This is a genomic window from Chryseobacterium sp. KLBC 52, from assembly GCF_003347605.1.
Lineage (GTDB): Bacteria > Bacteroidota > Bacteroidia > Flavobacteriales > Weeksellaceae > Chryseobacterium.
On record NZ_QDFZ01000004.1, the window covers coordinates 69063 to 89476 of the forward strand.

The 20414-nt window shown below is 36.2% G+C and carries 22 protein-coding genes; 10 read left to right on the forward strand and 12 right to left on the reverse strand.

Features of this window, described 5'->3' with window-relative positions; genetic code table 11:
- Positions 1 to 222: 222 nt before the first annotated feature.
- The 6 genes from DDF69_RS05185 to pth all read left to right on the forward strand — a co-directional run bounded on the left by DDF69_RS05185 (position 223) and on the right by pth (position 5328).
- Positions 223 to 1044 (forward strand): hypothetical protein, encoded by an 822-nt coding sequence (locus tag DDF69_RS05185; protein WP_114819843.1) that lies wholly within the window; start codon positions 223 to 225, stop codon positions 1042 to 1044.
- Positions 1045 to 1046: 2 nt separating this feature from the next.
- A complete protein-coding gene (locus DDF69_RS05190; RefSeq protein ID WP_228411926.1) occupies positions 1047 to 1871 on the forward strand; it encodes a hypothetical protein in 825 nt (274 codons plus the stop codon).
- An 8-nt stretch (positions 1872 to 1879) separates the two neighbouring features.
- Complete coding sequence (locus tag DDF69_RS05195) at positions 1880 to 2617, forward strand: hypothetical protein (RefSeq protein ID WP_114819845.1); 738 nt, start codon at positions 1880 to 1882, stop codon at positions 2615 to 2617.
- 152 nt (positions 2618 to 2769) lie between these two features.
- Positions 2770 to 3645, forward strand: coding sequence for a hypothetical protein (locus DDF69_RS05200; RefSeq protein ID WP_114819846.1), 876 nt, complete (start codon positions 2770 to 2772; stop codon positions 3643 to 3645).
- 99 nt (positions 3646 to 3744) lie between these two features.
- Entirely contained in the window at positions 3745 to 4677 is a 933-nt protein-coding gene (locus DDF69_RS05205) for a hypothetical protein (protein ID WP_114819847.1), read from the forward strand.
- Between the two features lie 87 nt (positions 4678 to 4764).
- On the forward strand, positions 4765 to 5328 hold the full coding sequence (gene pth, locus DDF69_RS05210) for an aminoacyl-tRNA hydrolase (RefSeq protein ID WP_114819848.1): 564 nt from the start codon (positions 4765 to 4767) through the stop codon (positions 5326 to 5328).
- An 89-nt stretch (positions 5329 to 5417) separates the two neighbouring features.
- On the opposite strand, the gene DDF69_RS05215 is transcribed toward pth, so the two are convergent.
- The 9 genes from DDF69_RS05215 to DDF69_RS05255 form a co-directional block, all read right to left on the reverse strand.
- Positions 5418 to 6065: a hypothetical protein gene (locus DDF69_RS05215; protein ID WP_162800876.1), complete on the reverse strand. Its 648-nt coding sequence runs from the start codon at positions 6063 to 6065 to the stop codon at positions 5418 to 5420.
- Between the two features lie 524 nt (positions 6066 to 6589).
- A complete protein-coding gene (locus tag DDF69_RS05220; RefSeq protein WP_034691487.1) occupies positions 6590 to 7225 on the reverse strand; it encodes a carbonic anhydrase in 636 nt (211 codons plus the stop codon).
- Positions 7226 to 7276: 51 nt separating this feature from the next.
- Positions 7277 to 8869, reverse strand: coding sequence for a SulP family inorganic anion transporter (locus DDF69_RS05225; RefSeq protein WP_114819850.1), 1593 nt, complete (start codon positions 8867 to 8869; stop codon positions 7277 to 7279).
- A gap of 147 nt (positions 8870 to 9016) precedes the next feature.
- Positions 9017 to 9316 carry a hypothetical protein gene (locus tag DDF69_RS05230; RefSeq protein ID WP_076595975.1) on the reverse strand — a complete coding sequence of 100 codons (300 nt, stop codon included), beginning with the start codon at positions 9314 to 9316 and terminating at the stop codon, positions 9017 to 9019.
- Between the two features lie 21 nt (positions 9317 to 9337).
- Complete coding sequence (locus tag DDF69_RS05235; RefSeq protein ID WP_114819851.1) at positions 9338 to 10006, reverse strand: carbonic anhydrase; 669 nt, start codon at positions 10004 to 10006, stop codon at positions 9338 to 9340.
- Positions 10007 to 10327: 321 nt separating this feature from the next.
- Positions 10328 to 11821, reverse strand: a complete 1494-nt coding sequence (locus tag DDF69_RS05240; RefSeq protein WP_114819852.1) for a phosphoethanolamine transferase — start codon at positions 11819 to 11821, stop codon at positions 10328 to 10330.
- A gap of 466 nt (positions 11822 to 12287) precedes the next feature.
- Positions 12288 to 12842 (reverse strand): serine O-acetyltransferase, encoded by a 555-nt coding sequence (locus DDF69_RS05245; RefSeq protein WP_114819853.1) that lies wholly within the window; start codon positions 12840 to 12842, stop codon positions 12288 to 12290.
- Positions 12843 to 12853: 11 nt separating this feature from the next.
- Positions 12854 to 14002, reverse strand: a complete 1149-nt coding sequence (locus tag DDF69_RS05250) for a glycosyltransferase (protein ID WP_114819854.1) — start codon at positions 14000 to 14002, stop codon at positions 12854 to 12856.
- Positions 14003 to 14040: 38 nt separating this feature from the next.
- A complete protein-coding gene (locus DDF69_RS05255) occupies positions 14041 to 14517 on the reverse strand; it encodes an acyltransferase (protein WP_227941083.1) in 477 nt (158 codons plus the stop codon).
- 146 nt (positions 14518 to 14663) lie between these two features.
- Here DDF69_RS05255 and DDF69_RS05260 point away from each other — a divergent pair, with 146 nt between their 5' ends.
- From DDF69_RS05260 to DDF69_RS05270, 3 genes are read left to right on the forward strand one after another with little or no spacing between them, the layout of a single operon-like run.
- Positions 14664 to 15635 carry a 3-oxoacyl-ACP synthase III family protein gene (locus DDF69_RS05260; protein WP_114819855.1) on the forward strand — a complete coding sequence of 324 codons (972 nt, stop codon included), beginning with the start codon at positions 14664 to 14666 and terminating at the stop codon, positions 15633 to 15635.
- Positions 15636 to 15661: 26 nt separating this feature from the next.
- A complete protein-coding gene (locus DDF69_RS05265; protein ID WP_114819856.1) occupies positions 15662 to 15895 on the forward strand; it encodes a phosphopantetheine-binding protein in 234 nt (77 codons plus the stop codon).
- Positions 15895 to 16653 carry an SDR family NAD(P)-dependent oxidoreductase gene (locus tag DDF69_RS05270; RefSeq protein WP_114819857.1) on the forward strand — a complete coding sequence of 253 codons (759 nt, stop codon included), beginning with the start codon at positions 15895 to 15897 and terminating at the stop codon, positions 16651 to 16653. The genes DDF69_RS05265 and DDF69_RS05270 overlap by 1 nt, the downstream gene beginning before the upstream one ends.
- 1 nt (position 16654) lies before the next feature.
- Here DDF69_RS05270 and DDF69_RS05275 read toward each other — a convergent pair whose 3' ends face one another.
- The 3 genes from DDF69_RS05275 to DDF69_RS05285 are packed head-to-tail and all read right to left on the reverse strand — an operon-like array spanning position 16655 to position 19208.
- The gene (locus DDF69_RS05275; RefSeq protein WP_114819858.1) at positions 16655 to 17809 is read right to left on the reverse strand and encodes a glycosyltransferase; all 1155 of its coding nucleotides are present in this window, start codon (positions 17807 to 17809) and stop codon (positions 16655 to 16657) included.
- Positions 17809 to 18648, reverse strand: a complete 840-nt coding sequence (locus DDF69_RS05280; protein ID WP_114819859.1) for a glycosyltransferase family 2 protein — start codon at positions 18646 to 18648, stop codon at positions 17809 to 17811. The genes DDF69_RS05275 and DDF69_RS05280 overlap by 1 nt, the downstream gene beginning before the upstream one ends.
- Positions 18645 to 19208: an acyltransferase gene (locus tag DDF69_RS05285; RefSeq protein WP_228411927.1), complete on the reverse strand. Its 564-nt coding sequence runs from the start codon at positions 19206 to 19208 to the stop codon at positions 18645 to 18647. Before DDF69_RS05285 ends, DDF69_RS05280 begins: the two co-directional genes overlap by 4 nt.
- Positions 19209 to 19356: 148 nt before the next feature.
- Between DDF69_RS05285 and DDF69_RS05290 the strand changes: the two genes are divergently transcribed.
- A complete protein-coding gene (locus DDF69_RS05290; RefSeq protein ID WP_162800877.1) occupies positions 19357 to 20391 on the forward strand; it encodes an acyltransferase family protein in 1035 nt (344 codons plus the stop codon).
- Positions 20392 to 20414 lie beyond the last annotated feature (23 nt).

A 20414-nucleotide genomic window follows, 5' to 3' on the forward strand; every position in this document is an offset into this window, starting at 1 on the left:
AAAATCACTTTCCGATGATAAAAAAAAATCTGTAAAACCCCGTACAGTAAGGGTTTGAGACGTTGTATTGTTTTTTTTATAAGTCGAAAGTAGAGTTATGTAGTAATAATTCTACTTTTTGGTATTATTAATTCTATGTTGTAATGTGTTTATTTCTATAGGTTTATAGATGTATAACTGGAATTTTTTGAACTTCGTTGTGTAACTTTGCAGTCCTTAATTATGAAAACAATTATACATTGCTGCGTGGCTGGACTTTTTTCGTTCTACGCCAACGCACAGGTGGGAATAGGTACTGCAAAACCCAAATCTGTTCTTGATGTGAACGGAAAAACCACCTTAAGAAAAGAACTTAGAGTAGGCGGTACGTCAACTCAGGCTGGAGATGCCGGGTTGAATGGCCAGGTGTTGGTTTCCCAGGGCGAGGGTTTGCCTCCTGTATGGAAATCTTTGAATGTTTCCTTTATGGAAGAGGGACAGTATAAGTTGATTAATTCTTATCTGTCATCGGATCAAACGGGTATTATATCACTTACAGATGGTGTTGCCGGTGATGGTATCTATACCAATAAAGTTGGAGATGCTATGACTGATATCACAAAAGGAAATTGGAAAAAGATAGGCGGGCTCGACAATACTTTTACCATCAAAAATGGAAAGAATAGACTTACCTATCAGTTCCAGACCGGAATTGAAATGAAAGCATCCACATCTACCACAATACAAAGTGTCAGATTTGCGTGTGGTGTTTTCAGAAACGGAGCACTGGTAGCGGTACGCCCGGACAGAATTGCTTCCAACAACAACAGTGGAAAAGCTGGTCTTCAGGATTATATCTTTACTCTTAATTATACGGAACAGAACGTTCCTGTAGGAGTTCACAATATTGAAATCGCGTGCAGAAAAATTGACACTTCAAGTTCTACCTCACAATTTTCCATCGGACGTAATGTAGAAGCTTCCAATGGTGCTTCCAGTGCATTTACTCTGGAATCTACGATGAAGATGGATGTTATCGAATACGTGAGCTATAAAAACAACTAATGATGAAAAAACTATTATCAACGCTGCTTCTTAGCATAGGTCTTTTGGCGACAGCTCAGGTAGGAATAAAAACAGAAACTCCCAATGCAAAACTTGATGTAAACGGAGATGTGAATTTCAGAAATAAAATTGCTGTCCTTAATGCTACTGATAACAGCATATTTCAGGGAAATAATGACCAGCTTCTTGTTTCTCAGGGAGAAGGTTTTGCTCCGATCTGGAAATCACTCCGTATTCCTGAATATGAACCCAATAAATTTTATCTGATCTACAACAACTCCTTTTCTGATAAACTGGGAATTACCTTTTCGTCCTCAGAAAACTCTTCAGTAAGCATGACTTCGAGAGGAGGAACCTTTACAAAAGGGAAGGAGTATAGCACCCTTACAAATTTTAAGAAAATAAACGGACTTTCACAAATCATCACCGTTTACAGTACCCAAAGTAAGGCTTATTTTCAGTTTGAAACTGTGGTACAGGCAGATTTTGGGGGAGCAGGAAGTACAGACAATTCCATAGATTATGCATGTGGCATCTTTGTGGATGATAAGCTGGTCAACCTGAGACAGAGAAACCTAAAGGCTATCACCACTTCATATCCTTTCCTTACTCATACCCAGATCGGGATTGTAGATAATCTTTCCCAGGGAAATCATTCGGTTTACGTTGCCTGTACAAGACTGGGCTCTTATGGTGCTTCGGGTGCGGGAAATACCCTTACTATCGGTACTAATGTGTATAGCAATATCAATAGCTTTATATCACAGTCTTCTCTTAAAGTTGATGTATATGAAGTTCCAGAAGTATTTAATACCATTATAAACTAAGACGGATTATGAAAAAAATATTATTTGTAACATCGTTTTTATTAGCTGTTGCAACAAATGCCCAAGTGGGTATTAATACTCCTAATCCGACTAATATGCTGGATGTAAACGGAGATCTTAATATAAGAAAAGAATTAAGAACAGGAGGTACTGATGTACTCAAAGGATCTGCCGGAACAGCGGGAGATATATTTCACAATAACACGGATTTAGGTGCTAATGACTGGAAAGCCATCAAAATTGCCGACGGGCAGGGAAGTATGTCTGTATTTTCCATTAACACCGTTTCAGACAAAACCGGAGTAAGTTTTTCTGGAAGTAGCGGGGCAACTAATCCTTATACTGATGGGGAAGCCCTGACTGGTGGCTGGACTGTAATTCCCGGAACTGTGGATACATTCTCCGTAACCAATGGTACCAATAAGGCCACTTTCTCATTTCAGACAACGATTCAGAAAACAGGAACCAATTCTGCGAGTTTTGCCTGTGGAGTTTTTGTAGATAATGCCCTTAGAGCAGTGAGAACGGATGTATTACTGGGAGACAGTGGTGCGTACAAGATTTTCAATCTTAATGCTACTCTTACAAATCTTACTCCTAAAAATCAATATTCTGTTAAAGTTGCCTGTATAAAAAGAGCCATTGCAGGAACAACTCTCGGGATAGGAAGAGCAGTGGATAGTGCTTTTCTCAACAGTGATATGTCACAGTCTGTTTTGACAACATCTATATTACAACCTTATTAATTTTCGTCATCATACAATAATAGGAAATCTAAAAACGTTATGTTTTTAGATTTTTTTTGTTTATTAACTCTATTTCTTGTGAATTTGTTCAGATAAAGTAAAGTGTATTATCGAAAATTGAATTATATTTGGACAAGCTAAAAAAATTCTATATGGTAAAAAACTATTTTTTAAAAATGTTTGCCGGTATTGCTTTTCTTGGGCTGCTGACAGCATGCACTACTACCTCAGATCCCACAGAATCCATCCCAAATCCGGATGACGGACCACCTCCCAAAAAGATTTTATCAAAGGTTAGTTCGAATAATGTTTCTCAGGAAGAATATGTTACAACAGCTGTAACAGGAGATCTGCAGAGTGCAGTGTCTAAAGACGAGTCTTTTTCCGGGAGTGCTTATTATACGGGAACGGTTACCTATACCAACAAAAATATTACTAAAGTTAAATATGTAAGTTCAGCAGCATCCAGCCTTAGTTATGAATTTAATATTGTTCCTGATGCTACAGGTAAAAAGATTTACAACGCCACTTCTACAGCTACGGGGGCAACTCCATCCGCATCTGTGGTAAGTGACTATGCATTTACCTATGATCCGGTTAACAGTAGACTTAGTAAAATTCTAGAGAAGAGGAAAGAAGGAGGAATCAGTGCTTATAACAGGTTTATTGATTATTCTTTTGTATATAACGGAGAAAATATCATTCAGGTTGTTTGTTCCAAAGGTCTCCTGGATATCAACGGAAACCCGAATATGAGTACGGCAGTAATAAGCAAGTATAGTTTTCAGAACTATGATGCTCAGAAAAGCCCTTATTCTACACTTCCATCAGTATATTTCATCACGCGAAGCCTGATCAATCCTGCTCAATTTTATAAAGTGTCTCCGAACAATCCTACTTCTATGTTTATAGAATTGCCAGCACCAGCGACTCCTGTTAATACTTCTCAAAGTTATTCTTATGATAATCAGGGGTATGTGGTTGCTGAAAAAAATCAGAATGTAACTTTTACCTATAAAAATTTATAGAAGAAATATAGTTATTAATCTTACCGGAATATAAATAATAATATACTTTTTAGGCAAAAAAAAATTATATTTGTCAAAAAAATAATCAATTACAAGGAAATGAAGCAAATTTTCTATTTTATTTTACTCATCGCAGGTTTTTCCTCAATACATTCGTGCAAGGATATGCTGGATGAGGATGGAAATCCATTGTTGGATCTTAACAATACAGGAGGTTTAAGCGGCCCCAGAGCATTATACAGAGAAATTACAGATAAAGATACGATCGCAGAATACCAGTACAGCGGACTTCTTGTGACGAAAGTAATTACAGACAGTGCTTCCATCACAGATATTATGTACAGTGGTGATAAAATCAGCCAGATCAATTTCAATGGTTTCCTTGATCTTGACGGAAACGGAAAACTGGATAAAGACAGTGTATCTTACACACAGTTGTTTACTTATGCAAATAATAACAGACTGCAGCTGATTTCTGAAAACCGTTCTATTTTCAGAAGAACTCCGCCTGTAATACCGGGAGATCCTCCTGGACCACAGACATTACTGAAAAAAGAGAAAACAGCTTATCAGGTTAAATACAGTACTGCTACAGGAAAACTGGATTCAATCATTATGAGAAACGGACCAGATGTTCCGGGAGCTCCTCTTACTTTCACAGATTATTCTAAAACAGCTTATACTTATGTAGGAGACAATGTATCTAAAGTGGTAAGACACTACGGAACAATGACAGGGGGAACCTTTGGTGCTGTTACAGGGAAATACAGCTACGAATATTATGCCTATGATGAGCAGGTAAGCCCGTTCACATTGCTGCCGCATGTATATAAAATTTCAAGACTATTATCTACAGTAATCAATGATAAAGAAAGTCTTATCTTATCTCCGAACAACCCTAAGAGATGGTCGGTAACAGATCTTACACCACCTATTCCAACACCGGTTGTGAAGAGTACCAATTACGTTTATGATCCTCAGACTTACATGACAAAAGGATATGGCGTTAATTACATCTATAAACCACAATAGAAGAATTTTTTTAACAATAATCAAACTCAATCTTTCATAAGATTGAGTTTTTTATTTTTTATACCTTAATTTTGCAAAAAATTTCTGATGAAATATTTAATTGTCGGGCTTGGTAACAAAGGCTCTGAATATGAAAATACACGACATAATATAGGCTTTAAAGTAGCTGAGAAAATAGCGGAAACTCTGGAAGTATCATTCAACACCTCCAATTTTGGCTGGCTGGCTGAAGGAAAGCACAAAGGCAGAAAAGTTTTTATTCTGAAACCGGATACTTACATGAACCTTTCCGGTAATGCAGTGAAATACTGGATGCAGAAAGAAAATATTCCTTTGGAGAATGTTCTTATTATAACTGACGATCTTGCTTTGCCTTTCGGGACTTTAAGATTGAAAGGAAAAGGTTCAGATGCAGGGCATAACGGACTTAAAAATATCAATGAAGTATTACAGACTCAAAATTATGCAAGGCTTCGCTTCGGAATCTCTGCTGATTTTACGGCAGGAAGACAGGTAGATTATGTATTAGGAACGTGGAACGAAGAAGAATCAGAAAAGCTTACAGAAAGAATTGAAACTTTTGCTAAGGCCGGTCTTTCTTTTGTTTTTGCAGGATTGAATAACACAATGTCCACTTTTAACGGGAAATAATTTCAGAAGGGAAAAAACTGCAATTACCATATAGTTTATAGAATAAATGACTGCCTTAAAAATAAGGCAGTCATTTATTTATATGTCTTTTAAAGTTTTTCTGCTGGTTTTATAATTAATTTATCGTCTTTCCTGATAAATAATACCCATATCCAGGGAATGAATGATAATATAAAAGATAGAATACTATTCTTCATAAATATTTCATTTGCTGAGGGGTTGTTTTGAAACTCAAATATCGCTTGATTAATGGTGAGGCCTTGTTTTACCAATAAAGCAATTACCGTGATAACATTGGCTACAAATATGCTTACAATATTTGTGAAGAAGATAATATATCTTGTTAGTTTTCCACGAAATCCTTTGAAATAATCATAGCCTAAAAAACCAACAAGAGCAATGGCAAATGCCATTCCTGAAGAAATTTCTCCTAAATATACAGCAAGTAAGACCCAAAGTATAATGGCAGGAATTGAAAACATAATGGCTCCTAAAAATCCTGTCAGATAGTTTTTCTCTTTTGAAATTCTTTCTAATTCAATTTTATTGAACTTATTATCTATCTGTTTAAAACAATCATCACAAAGGAGTACACCAGTATGGTTCAGGTCGTAATAGGTGATTTTTTCATTTGTTTCACAACTATGACATCTGTTTTGCTCCGGTATGTTTAGTTTTTTTAATAAATCAACCACAAAATCAAAAAGAGCATAAACAGTCTTTATCTTAGTAGGCATTAAATTTTCAGTGAATTTAAAATAAATGGTATTTTCTCTGATTTCGAAGAGAGTGAATTTTAGCCGTTTTTTATTGATGGTTAGTTCTGTTTTGATTTGCTGCCTTTGCTCCTCCGTTACATAGCCGGTTGTTACCGAAACATATTTGAATTGTGGAGTGTGTATGATACTTGCGTCTGAAACGTTGAAAAAATAACCTTTGTAAAGACCAAACACCTTATGATTTGTTTTATACCATCCAAGGTCTCTGCCTATTTTTTTTGCTTTGGGAAAAATCATATTCTTTTGAATTTGTGGTCATGGTTTATTGAATATATTATTTGAATTGCGCCAATATATAATTATTTTCCAATAATGAAAACAAACTCTTTTTAAAATAAATATACTAACTGTTTAAGCCAGTTTATTAACAAGATAGGTTTATAATTATCTTATTTTATGATGATATACGATAAAAAATAAATGCCATCGAAATCCGATGGCATTTTGTGTAAATTATAATTGAATTTTAAAGAGTTGTACTTTTATAACCAGGTTACTGCACCAGTTTCAACATCGTAATTTGCTCCAACGATTTTAATTTTACCCTCGGCTTCCAGGTTTTTAAGTGTTGAACTTTGTTTACGGATATCTTCAATCGCACTTTTTACGTTTTGGTGGTTAAGTCTTTCAAGAAGTGAGCTGTTTTTTGATGAACGTTCTTCATTCTCTTCAATGATCTCATTGATGATCGGGTTGAAGTGATTGATAAGGTGGTTCAAGTTATCCATTCCCAGTCCTTCAATTTGTGCTGCGTCAAGACCTCCTTTCAAGGCTCCGCATTTGGTGTGTCCTAAAACGACAATAAGCTTGGAACCTGCAACATTACAGCCGAATTCCATAGATCCAAGAATGTCCTGGTTCACAAAATTACCGGCAATTCTTATACTGAAAACGTCTCCTAATCCCTGGTCAAAGATAAGTTCTGCTGAAGTGCGGCTGTCTATACAGCTTAAAACTACTGCAAAAGGCCATTGTCCTTCGCGGGTTGCATTCACCTGTTCAAGAAGGTCTCTGTTTGCTTTAAGGTTGTTAACAAATCTCTGGTTTCCCTCTTTTAAGAATTCCAAAGCTTTCTCAGGAGTAATAGTTGACTGTGTTTCGTATGTATGTGCTTTCATATTTTTATTATTTTCGAATTTAAAGTTAAAAAAATTAATTAATTATTGAGATTACATGGCTCTTTTGTGAGTCACCAAAATGTGGGAATCTTCACTTCTTTCGTAATCTCTATATGAAGTTTTAAAGCCTGTAAGCTCTACATTGATATCCTGTTCCTTTGCACGGATATTGGCAAAGTCCTGAATCATTTCCAGTACATCGGTTGCAATGTAGGATGTGTTTCTTGCATCAATGATCACTGTAGAGTTGGGTTTTATATTTTTAAGAGTTTTTTTGATGGCTGCCTTATTTAAAAATGATACTTCTTCAGCAAGCTTGATATTGATTCCATCAGCATCGTCCAGCCTTTCCCTGCTTAAATAATAAGCTCTTTTCATATTTCCCTGAAGAATATAGAAAACGGAGATGGTAAGACCAATTCCTACACCCTTTAACAAATCAGTGGCCACTACCGCTACAACAGTTGCTACAAACGGAATAAACTGGAATTTTCCCAAGTGCCAGAAATGTTTGAACGTAGCCGGCTTTGCCAGTTTATATCCTACTAAAATTAATACCGCAGCCAGTGTCGCTAATGGAATTAAATTGAGAACAACAGGGATAGAAAGAACACAGATCAATAAGAAGACTCCATGAATGATTGCCGAGATTTTTGAGGTGGCCCCCGCATTGGCATTGGCAGAACTTCTTACCACAACAGAAGTCATTGGAAGTCCTCCGATAAAAGAACTTACAAGATTCCCGATTCCCTGGGCCTTAAGCTCAAGATTGGTATCTGTAATTCTTCTCTGTCTGTCTAACCGGTCTGAGGCTTCAATACAAAGTAATGTTTCAATAGAGGCCACAATCGCAATTGTTGCTCCTACAATCCATACTTTTGGATTAGTGAAACCATTAAAGTCCGGAGTCGTGATCAGATTTTTAAAATCATCAAAAGACTGTGGAACCGGCAGAGAAACCAAATGCTGGGTTTCGATAGCCAAAGAGCTTCCGGACATCTTAAAGAGTTGATTCAAAAGAATGCTTACAATAACGGCAACCAACGCTCCCGGAAGCATTTTCATTCTTTTCAGTACGTGGATTTTGTCCCATGCGATAAGGATCGCTACAGAAACCAGCGTAATAACAATGGCTCCCGGATGGATAGCTCCCAATAATTCCGTAAAGTATCCGAAGTTTAAACCATTATCAAAAATAGATTCATGACCTTCATAATCTTTATCGAATCCTAAAGCATGAGGAATCTGTTTTAAAATAATAATGATTCCAATGGCTGCCAGCATTCCTTCAATAACGTTATTCGGGAAATAGTTGGAAATACTTCCGGCTCTTACAAACCCTAAAACCAATTGAATAAGCCCTGCAATAATCCCTGCACAAAGGAAGAGTTCAAATGCGCCAAGATCTGTTATTGCTGTTAAAACGATAGCTGTCAGACCTGCAGCAGGCCCGGAAACTGAAATATTGGAATTACTGATTGTTCCTACTACCAGGCCGCCTACGATACCGGCAATAATACCGGATAATGGTGGAGCACCTGATGCTAAAGCAATTCCTAAACACAACGGAAGTGCTACTAAAAATACCACGAGTCCTGAAGGAAAATTTTCCTTGATTCCTCCTATTAATGATGTCTTTTTCATAATGTGAAGCTGTAAGGTATAGCCGGCTTATTTGTTTTTAAATAAGTCAGTTATAAAAAGTTGAGAAAAAATAATTTTTAATGTACATGAGTCTCCGATATCAAAAAATGATATGGAAATGGTATCAAAAAAATCTAACTATAGGAGTTACGCTTCCGGAGGAGGAGAAAATATAGTAAGTAATGGTGAAAGATGAAAAGAATCATCAATCAGAACAAAAGACATGCCCTGAACATCAGGTTCTGAAAACTTCAGATAATCGAATACATCTAAAGGTTTCGGAATGGTCTTTTCGTAAACAATGAATGAGGATGGGTGAGAATGAGGTTCTTCTTCATTGATTATTACATTCGTTCTTGCAATATCCCAGCCCGCAACCGCAGCAATGCCCGGCAGCGCTGTAAAATTCAGAAAAAACGTTAATACAATAATACTCCAGAATTTCATTTTACCTTCTTTTTAGAAAAACTATTTCGTCTTTCTGCTCATTACCCAATCTGAACCTGTAAGATTATAGATCTTTTGGATGTCTTTTAAGATTTTCTCAAAATCAATTTCCAGATCAATGATTTTACCTGTCCTAAGGTCAAATACCCAGCCGTGAACAATAGGATACTCTTCTAAAATGTATCTTTCCTGTACACAGGCCATTTTGATCACGTTGATGCACTGCTCCTGAACATTAAGTTCTACAAGTCTGTCATAACGCTTGTTTTCGTCCTGAATAGAATCCAGCTCTGCCTGGTGTAATCTGTACACATCACGAATGGTTCTCAGCCATGGATTCAGTAATCCCAGGTCCTGAGGAGTCATCGCTGCTTTTACACCACCACAGTTGTAATGTCCGCAGACAATAATGTGTTTTACTTTCAGATGTTCTACAGCGTATTGAATAACTGCAGTAGAACTCATATCTAAAGTATTGACAACATTGGCAATATTTCTGTAAACAAAGACTTCACCGGGTTTTGCTCCCATTAATTCTTCTGCGGTAGCTCTGCTGTCTGAACATCCTATATACAGATAATCCGGATGCTGAGTTTTGGCAAGTTCATGGAAGAAATTCGGATCTTCAGCTACTTTGGACTCTACCCATTTTTTATTGTTTTCAAAAATAACTTTGTACGATTGTGACATAATTTTTAACTATATAATTATTTATTTCGTTTAAATTATTTCCGAAATCAATAGACTAAATCAATAATTATACAAAAATATAATTTTTGTCAAAGAATTAATCACTTTTAACAAAGTTTAATATTAAAATATGCTTAAAATCATATTTGAGATTCCAATATTCTTTGTATACCATCTATTGAGGAAATCCAAAACGTTTAAAAGATCAGGATAAAATTACGAAGTATAAATCAAAATTTGAGATTCGTGAATTAAAATATTCTTAATTTTTTGCAGTAAAAAGTAAATCCTCCCGGAATCGCCTGAGGATAAACAGTTTCATTATTCCGGAACCTCATCATATTCCATACTTCTCATATTCAGGTTTAAGTATTTATTTTCCTCGTTTTTATAATGCTGAGGAGTCTCAAGACCCATATATTTCATGATCAGAGGATAGATGTAAGTGGTTTGGGTTTGTTTGGATTCATGCCCTGTAATTCTGTAGTTTGCAGGTACTTGATCTCCAAACCAGACAAAAAACGGTACCTGAGTAGATTCTTTAGAGTCTATATGCAGTAATTTGTCGCCCTGTATTTTAAGCCCATGATCTGAGGCATAGATGACAACGGAGTTGGTGTTTTTCAGTGTATTGAAAATATTCTTGAAAACATAATCGGTATATTTGATAGAGCTGTCATAGCAATTCAAACCACCCGAATTCCAGTTGGGAGGAAGTCTGTTACATGGATTAGGGTGGCTTCCCATGATATGAAGAACCACAAATTTATTTTCCCTCTTCTGAATAACATTTTTAAGCTCAGGAACAATTACTTCATCGTAGCCATTGATCCATTTTTTATTTTTAGACATGGAAGCTATGGCGGTAATTCCTCTTGCACTTGCCTGGGTACTCAGCCAGAAAGAATTGTAACCGCTTTGATTTGCCATATTAATGATATTGTAAGACAATTTATCATAACGATATCTGAACTCATCCGGATGGATACTGGATAACATCAGCGGGACACTCAGATTGGTAATTCCTGCGGGAGAAATAGCATGATCAAAAATCATCATATTTCCGGCCTGCTCATCTGTATATGGCGTTGTTTTCTTGTTATAGCCGTATAATGACATATTTTGCTTTCTCTCAGATTCTCCAATGATGAGAATTACATTTTCTATTCCCGGCTGTATTTTTTTGATATTGAAAACCGGAACATTCTTTTTTATTTCATTAATGTCTCTCTGTATATTCAAAGCGGTATTGAAATCGGATAAATGGTAGTACACATTTTTGATCATCCTGCCTCCACCTTTATTGCTTACATAGGTGTGTTTAAGATGGTATCCGAAAGGTAAAATAAGCCACAGTAAGGCAATAAAGATAAATTTGGCATCGGCTTTTACTCCATTTTTCTTAAGGTAATTCACAGAGTACAATACCATTCCCAGAAAAATAAAAAACAAAATGCCCGGAAGAATAAACATATAAGACATGCTCATTGCCTCATCAGGATTGGATTCAAGAATACTGATGGCCATTCCTACATTAAATCCGGAATGATAAATAAGGAAACAGGATACTGATATCAGAAAGTTAATACTTAATAATAAGCAAAGAATGACAGCAATTACAGAGGTATACCTGTTCTTAAAAAGAAGTGCATTGAATACGAGAAAAGAACAAAACATAATTCCATACTCAAAAATATTCCGGATACTATCCAGTTTTTCAGGCCCGAAAAGATTATCAAAGATATAGGGGAATGAAACCAAAAAACCTGTCAGGTATATTATAATGAGGAGGATGGGAACTATTTTTTTGAACATGTTCGTAGATACTTGTGCTGTTAAAATAAATTTTATATCATTTTCTTTACAGTTTTCTGAGTAAGAGCCAACGGACTATCAGAACCGTCGATTGCATGAAAAGAATTAGTAATTCTCCCATGGTAAGGTCAACTCAAAAAAACTTTTGAAGCTAAATTGTTGCGGGTAGCAGCGGTCGTGTTTCCTTTTTATAGAGTTGACTGCGTAGGTAGGAATGGAGATGGTTGGGTTTGTGTTTTTTTCATCAAAATTATTTTTTAATTAATAATAGGCTGGAGTTGTGTTTTTAATATTAAGCGATTTCTTTCAGATCAAGTGTATTGAATTCTGGGATATCATCCGGATATAAAATATGGTATTTTATATAAAATTGAATGATTGTGAAGTTTAAACAATACAATTTTTCAAATGTACAGGAAATTACCGATAAATACAAGTAGAATTTTTACGATAACTGTTGGGTTTACTACACTTTACGGTTGATATAATCTTGTGTTGCATTTTCAGTAGGGATGATTTTTGCGGGATTTCCTATAACGACAGAACCGGAGGGAACATCAAAATTGACATAAGAATTCGGAACAATCAAAACATCATTTCCAATTGTGATATTTCCTACAATAACGGCATTGGTTCCTATCCAGACCTCGTCGCCAATTACAGGATACCCTTCATTTTTTCCGCGGTTTTGCTGGCCTATGGTGACTCCATGAGCAATATTGCAGTTTTTCCCGATCACTGTTTTAGGATTGATGACAAGGCTTCCAAAATGTCCTAAATAAAAACCTTCACCAATCTGGGTTTCAGGATAAATCTGAAAACCGTATTTGATCTGATAATGTCTCAGGACGATTCTCCAGAAAGTATTCAAAAGAGGAGTGTTCTGATACTTCTGCGCTTTTCTCAGAATGTAAACAAAGTGGAGATTGGGATTAATGCATTTTTTCCAGATCTGAAATGTTGAAAGCCACTTTCCGCTTTCCCGGTAAAAGTCTTTTTGAATGATAGAATAATCGGCCATCGTCAATAGGTTTATACTTCGTCAATTATTTTCTGAAGGTGTTCTACAGATTTTTCCAGAACAAACGGAAGCTCTGTTTCCGAGATCTGCTTTTTGTATTCTTCGGTGATATTTTTATCGGTAAGGAACTTTTTCATTCCTTCATAAATCCCTTCTTCGGAATTGGGAGTGATATTCCCGAGTTTTCCATCCTGCAGAAGATCTCTGATGCCGGAAATATCCGTTGCAGAAATAGGTTTATTCAGAATAAGCGCTTCGGCAATAATGGTAGGAAATCCTTCATGGCGTGAAGACATTATATAGAAATCCGCCTTTTTCATATAGGGGTAGGGATTACTGCTGAAACCAAGCATTTTTGCAGTATCCTGAAGACCAAGTGTATTGAGTTGATCCTGAATATTATTAAAATCATACCCGTCGCCGATGATCAGAAGCTGATGTTTCAACCCTTCATCAATAAGTTTTTTATGCACATTAAGCAATCTGTCATATCCTTTCTGAGGATATACGGTTCCTACTGTTACAAAAGTGGGAAGATCACTGTTGAAAGGATAGTCATCTACTTCAATATCCGCCTTTCTTAGCGTATCATTTTTGTCAATCGGATTGAAGATCTTAATTACCGATGCTTTTTCAGCTTCATTTTTAGCCAAATCATGCATTCCTTCCTGAAGTTTATTGGAAATTACCAGAATTCTGTCGAATCTGAAAAACTGTCTGATGACTTCAGGAGTATATTCTTTTAAATTGAAAATATCATTCTGTACCCAAATGATCTTTTTCGAATCTTTTTGAGGACTGGAGAGAATTTCCTGATGCATCGCATGGATGGCAGCAATCTCTACATCGTATTTTTTATTCTTTAAAACAAATTTATAAAGAAGGGAGGGGAACCAAAGAAACATTTTCTGATAGAGAACCCTGTAGGCTTTCACAGGAATATCCTGCGGCCTGTTGGTGGTTATCATTTCTCCTTTTGTCAAATAGTACAGCTTCACCCATGAAGGAACCTCTTTAATGTACAATCCTGAGTAGAGATTTACCAGAAGGTCAACTTCATATTTGTCAGCAGGCAGATTCTTCAAAAAGTTGATTAATACTTTCTCAGCACCACCATGACGTAATGAACCTATACGAATGAGGAGTTTTTTCTTTTTCAATTTGTTTTTTTCTTTTTTATGATTTTACAAGATTAAATTTATTTAATTTTTCTTGCTTTTTTATACTTGTGAGGAAGATTTTCTTTGATATAAGCATCCAGCTTTTTTCTGTCTTTCTCCAATTCACGGGGATATTCCGGGTTGTTTTTAAGAACAATATCTCCATAGTCTTCAATAGTACACAGAAATTGTGCCGGGTTTCCGATAAAGACCGTATTATCCGGCATAGATTGTGACAATACAGAGTTGGCACCCAGAATACAGTTGTTTCCAATTTGTACATCCTGCATAATAACAGCATTCAGTCCAATGGTACAGTTATTTCCGATTTTTATTCTTCCCAGGATTCTTGCATCTTCATAACCGGGAAGTTTTCTAAGCAGCGTGGTTGTTCCACCGTGGTTAACAAACCTTACATCTCCTGCGATATTCACATTATCACCAATTTCAATAAGGTATGGCTCGGTTCCGAAATACACTTTATCAGGCATATTAAAGTTTTTTCCTACTTTCATACCTCTATATTTAGCCACTTCAAGACTGCCCCTGTTCAAAAAAGTATGATAGAGGGAGTCTATTTTTAATAGGATTCTGAATATAAAAATCATCACAAGTGTAAATTTGTTTTCGTTACTTTTGCAAAGAAAGAGAATTTATTAATATGATGAAAATTTCAAAAATAGAATATTATCTGCCTCAGCAGGTGCTCACTAACGAGGACCTTGAAAAGCAGTTCCCTGAGTGGAGTTCCGAACGTATCCAGGAGAAAGTGGGGATTTCCCAGCGCCATATTTCTTCTGACAGCGAAACCGTACTGGATATGGCTGTACAATCTTCAGAAAAAATTTTCGAAAATTATGACAGAAACAGGGTAGATTTTATTTTGTTCTGTACCCAGAGTCCGGAGTATTTTCTTCCTACAACGGCCTGTATTTTGCAGGACAGATTGGGGCTCAGAAAAAATATCGGAGCTATAGATTTCAATCTTGGCTGTTCAGGATTTGTGTATGGATTGGCTTTTGCAAAAGGACTGATTGCCGGTGGAATTGCAAAGAGTATTCTTTTGGTGACTTCAGAAACGTACACCAAACATATTCATCCTGATGATAAGGGAAACCGAAGCATATTCGGAGATGCGTCCGCCTCTGCTATTATTGAAAAAGCTGAAGGTAATGATTATCAGTTCTGTCTGGGAACGGACGGAAGCGGTGCAGAAAATCTTATCGTGAAAAAAGGAGCTTTCAAAAAAGACTTTGAACTGAATCCTGAACACAAATTCAGCCCTGAAAATATTTATATGAATGGCCCTGAAATTTTTAATTTTACGATTGAAAATATTCCGGGACTGGTAAAAGAAACATTGGAGGTGAACGGATTGACTATGGATGATATTGATCACTTTGTCTTTCACCAGGCCAATTCTTTTATGCTGAATTATTTAAGAAAGAAAACAAAAATACCGGCAGAAAACTTTTATATTGACATGGAAAAAACAGGGAATACGGTTTCTGCAACGATTCCTATTGCTCTTAAAAATATGATGGATAAAGGAATGCTGAAAGAAGGAGATAAGGTTTTAATGGCAGGATTCGGTGTTGGATATTCATGGGGAGCTACCATAATGGAAATTTAAAAAACAAACATTTAAAATTATAAAATATGAAAACATCCGTTTTTTTAGAAAAACTACAGGAAGAATTGGAAGAAGATGAAACATTGACTACTGAAACGAACCTGAAATCTTTAGAAAGCTATGACTCTATCAGCCTACTTTCTGTTATTGCGTTTGTAGACGAAAATTTCAGTAAAAAAATTGATACCAAGCATTTTAAGGATGTGGAAACCGTTGCAGATCTGATGAATGTTATAGGAAAAGAAAATTTTGAAGATTAATGGATGCTTTCTCATTAAAAAATAAAATTATTCTCATTACAGGCGCTTCTTCCGGAATCGGGAGAAGCTGTTCTGTAGAATGCAGCCATAGCGGTGCTGATCTGATTCTCGTAGGAAGAAACCAGGAAGAACTGATGAAAACCATTTCTATGCTCAATCCGGAAACAAAAGTTCAAACCATTACTGAAGATATTACCCAATCTGAAAACCTTGAAGCAATGATTGCAGATAAAGTATCAGCTTTAGGGAAAATATCAGGATTTATTCACTGCGCCGGTATTGAAAAAACCTTACCACTAAAAAAGCACAATCCTCAGCTCTATCAGGACATATTTGCTGTAAATGTCATTGCAGGACTTGAAATTGCTAAAATTTTATCTTTAAAGAAATACAAAGACGAAAACTCCAGTTTCGTATTTATTTCTTCTGTTGCAGGAATGGTAGGAGAGGCCGGGAAGGCTGCTTATTCCGCCAGTAAAGGTGCTGTAATTTCCGGAGCCCGTTCTTTGGCTGTGGAGCTTTCACGAAGTAATATTCGGGTCAACAGCATTAGTCCGGCAATGGTTAATACCCCGATTTTAGAGAAAATGTTTGAAAATATCGGAGAAGAAGCTTCTTCAGAAATCATAAAAAAGCATCCGCTGGGAATAGGTGAACCTAAAGATGTAGCGAATGCCTGTATTTTTTTACTGTCTGATGCCTCGAAATGGGTAACAGGGAGCAACCTTGTGATTGACGGTGGATATTCTGCTCAGTAACTTACTTTTTGTGCAGCGTTTCTATAATATTTTCTACGCTGTCAAATATTTTCTTATTATCAAACTGACTTTCAATTGATTTAAGATTCTCTCTGATGTGGAGAACAAGGTCGGGATCGGTAAGGAATGTCTTCATGGCTGAATACATTTGATCTACTTCATAACTGATGAGGTATCCTGTCTCACGGTCTTTGATCATCAATCCTACATCTCCTACTTCTGTGGCAATAATAGGTTTCTGAAGAATTAAAGCTTCAGCAATCACCAATGGCCATGCTTCAGACTCCGAAGGCAGAACAAAATAATCCGCTTTTTTGATATAAGGATAAGGATTCATTTGGTTTCCTACCAGAATAAATGTCTTTTCCACTTTATTAGCGGCTGCCTGATCCTTAAGGTTTTTCATTTCACCACCATCACCTATGACTATGATAGTATGATGGAAACCATCATTGATAAGCCTTGTGTGAGCTTCTATAAGTTTATGATATCCTTTTCTTGAATGAAGCCTTCCTATAGATACAAAGACAGGTCCTTCCGGAAAATCTTCAAGTTTTTCTTCTGCTTTGCGCTTAATTTCTTCGATAGGAATAGGATTGATAATGACACTCTCCGCCGGATAACTGAGATTCGGGTAGTATTCATGCATCATATCCTTTATTTTATGAGAACAGTAGACCATATGATCAAACTGTGGGAAACTTTTTAAAATATTGGGCACCAAAGGCTGAAATTGAGGAACATTGACTTCTGAGTGAAACCATCCGATTTTTTTTGAATTCTTATTGGTTGAATTCAGAATGGCATCATAGTCTCTGTAATCCATCCCGATCTCAACATCAAAAGTATCATTGATAAGATGATCTGCAATGGCAGGTGTATTTTTCAGTTTTCTCAGCTTTATTCTTCTTTTAACGAGCTGAAGTTTCTGTAAGATAGAATTGTGGGAAAAATCTTCTTTTCCGTCTGTAAGGTATATTTTTCTTACATGCTTCGGAAGCTCATCACGCAGTTTCCCCTGATTCAGGGTAAGACATACCGTCATTTCAAATTTGTCAGGATCAAGGTTGTTGAGAAGTCCTAATAGTACTTTTTCTACACCTCCCATTTCCATGGAACGGTGCCTGAACAAAATTTTTATTTTTTTTTCTAACATTATCCGAAGATTGATTGTAACGTAATTTTTATTTTTTTCATGATACGGAAAGGCAACTGATGCTGATACTGCAGCAGACCGAATATTTCATCTGCACCGGTATACTTTTCCGGAACTTTTTTTCCATTGATGGTAGTAAGTCCTCTGCGCTTCATAGTATTGAAAATCACCTGAGCAAAATATTCGTGGGATTTCTTTTTATTGTCATTCTGAGAAATTCCGCCCTGATGCGTTCTGTAAAGATAGTTCGTTTCATTTATAAACTGAACGTTTCCTTTTTCATACATTTTAAGATATAAATCCTGATCTTCCCCTATTTTCAGATTGGGATTCATTTTTTCCGTCTGTTCATAAACTGCTTTTCTGAAGGTTACAAAATGAGCAATCTGAATCGGGAAATTGAAAAAACAAGGATCCCCATTCGGTACCTGCATAGCCGATCTGAACGGCGCTATAGGCTTTAGATTCTGATCACAGGTCATAAACCTTGAATAGGTAAGGACTGTATTTTTTTTAGCCTGAAAAATCTCCATACCTTTTTGAATTGCGGTAGGGGAAATAGCATCATCCGGATCCAGAAAACCACAGATTTCACCTTCGGCCAGTTCAATCAACTTACTTTTTGTAACTCCTACACCGGAATTTTTTTCATTTTCAAAAAACCTGAATCTTTTGTCCTTTGAAATCATTTCCTGTATTATTTTCTTCTCATTTTCAGAAGAGCCATCGTCTAAAATTACAGCTTCCCAGTCTGTATAGGTCTGTTGAAGAATACTTTCAAAGCAATCTTTAAAAAAAATGGCGTTGTTGTAATGGGCAATAAGGATAGAAAACTTCATGAACGTCCCTTGAATATTAGATCCTGATGATTGATAACAGTAGTATCAGACGGAATATCTTTATGAATGACACATCCTGCACCGATGATACAGTTGTCTCCAATAGTAACTCCTTTTAAGACGGTCACATTACTTCCAAGCCAGCAGTTGCTTCCTATTTTGATAGGAGCTGTAGTGAACTCGGAGGAGAACAGCTTAAATTCCGGCTGAGTCTGGTAAGCGTGATTGTGGTCATACAGCTTTACCCCTTCTCCGAATAATGTATTGTCTCCTATTGAAATCCTGTCGAGACAATTGATAGAGCAGAAATTATTCATGAAAAAATGATCTCCGATTTCTAAAGTGGCATTCTGCTGTACAAGAATATGTACATAATTTCTGAAACTCATGGAGTTCCCGAGTGTAACGTTTTTTAGATTTTCGTGCAGAACAAAATGATTGCTGATCCCAAGCTTTATCCCTTTAAAAGAAACATTAGGGTGTTTTTTGAGACGAGAAATCTGGCTTTTCCGTTGAATTTTTGCTAAAATTTCATCAAGCATACCTGAATTTATTTTCACATTTGTAGTTTACAAATATAATTTGTTTTAAATAATTATAATAATAAATCTTATTTTTGTGCCTTAAAAATTAATACTTTATACTTAATACAACAACTTTTCAGGTTGAGGTTGCTGAGTTTAGATAAAGTAAATCATTTGGTGTTCTGTGAAGATAAGTCAGATTACATTTACCCGGTTTGTTGCCGCAATGGCTATTGTAATTTCTCATTTCAATAAAGATCTGTTTTTATATAAGATAGATTATATTTCCAATCTTTTTCTGAGGGCTAACGTAGGAGTAAGCTATTTTTTTATTCTTTCAGGATTTATCATGATCATTGCTTATCACAAGAAAGATAAAATTGATTACCTGGAATTTTACAAAAACAGGTTTGCCAGGATTTATCCACTTTATATGCTGGGACTTTTGCTCTATTTTATCACAAGATATGAGATGTTCGATGGGTATAAACTGCTTTTATATGGATTGGGCATCCAGAGCTGGATACCGGGAGAAGCCATGATCCTGAATTTTCCGGGATGGTCGATTTCTGTAGAGTTCTTCTTTTACCTGCTTTTTCCGTTTTTGTATAATTATTTTTATGCCAGGAAAAACAAAATGATCTGGGTGTTTGCCATTGGTCTCTGGCTGATTACACAGGTGTTTTCTAATCTTTACCCGGTGTATGGAGCTTATGAAGGACCTCATACGAAAAGCCATGAGTTTCTTTACTATTTCCCATTCTGGCATCTTAATGAATTCCTTATCGGAAATCTTGCAGGGATGTTTTTCGTGAAAAATTACAGGCAGAAAAATTATGACCGCCAGGTTATCGTCGTGTTCTTACTGATCCTTGTGTCTCTGATGTTTGTCCCACTTTTCTATCACAATGGGTTAATGGCATTGCTATTTGTCCCGGCTATTCTTTTGATTTCTGCTAATAATGGGAAGATTTCTCGGTTCTTTTCAATGAAGCCACTGGAGTACTTGGGAGAAATAAGTTATGGAATATACATCACCCATATTCCTGTGCTTTACCTTGTAAGGGAGTTTTTGAAATGGCAGGAGTATACCTTCAGCATAGATATCGTATTTTTAATTTATATTATTGTAATGCTGTTGAGTTCCGCCGTTTTTTACCAGTTTATTGAAAAGCCGATGCGAAATCTTTTGAGAAAGATCCATTTTGTAAAGCGTTGATAGATAGGTTTTATTTTGAACTG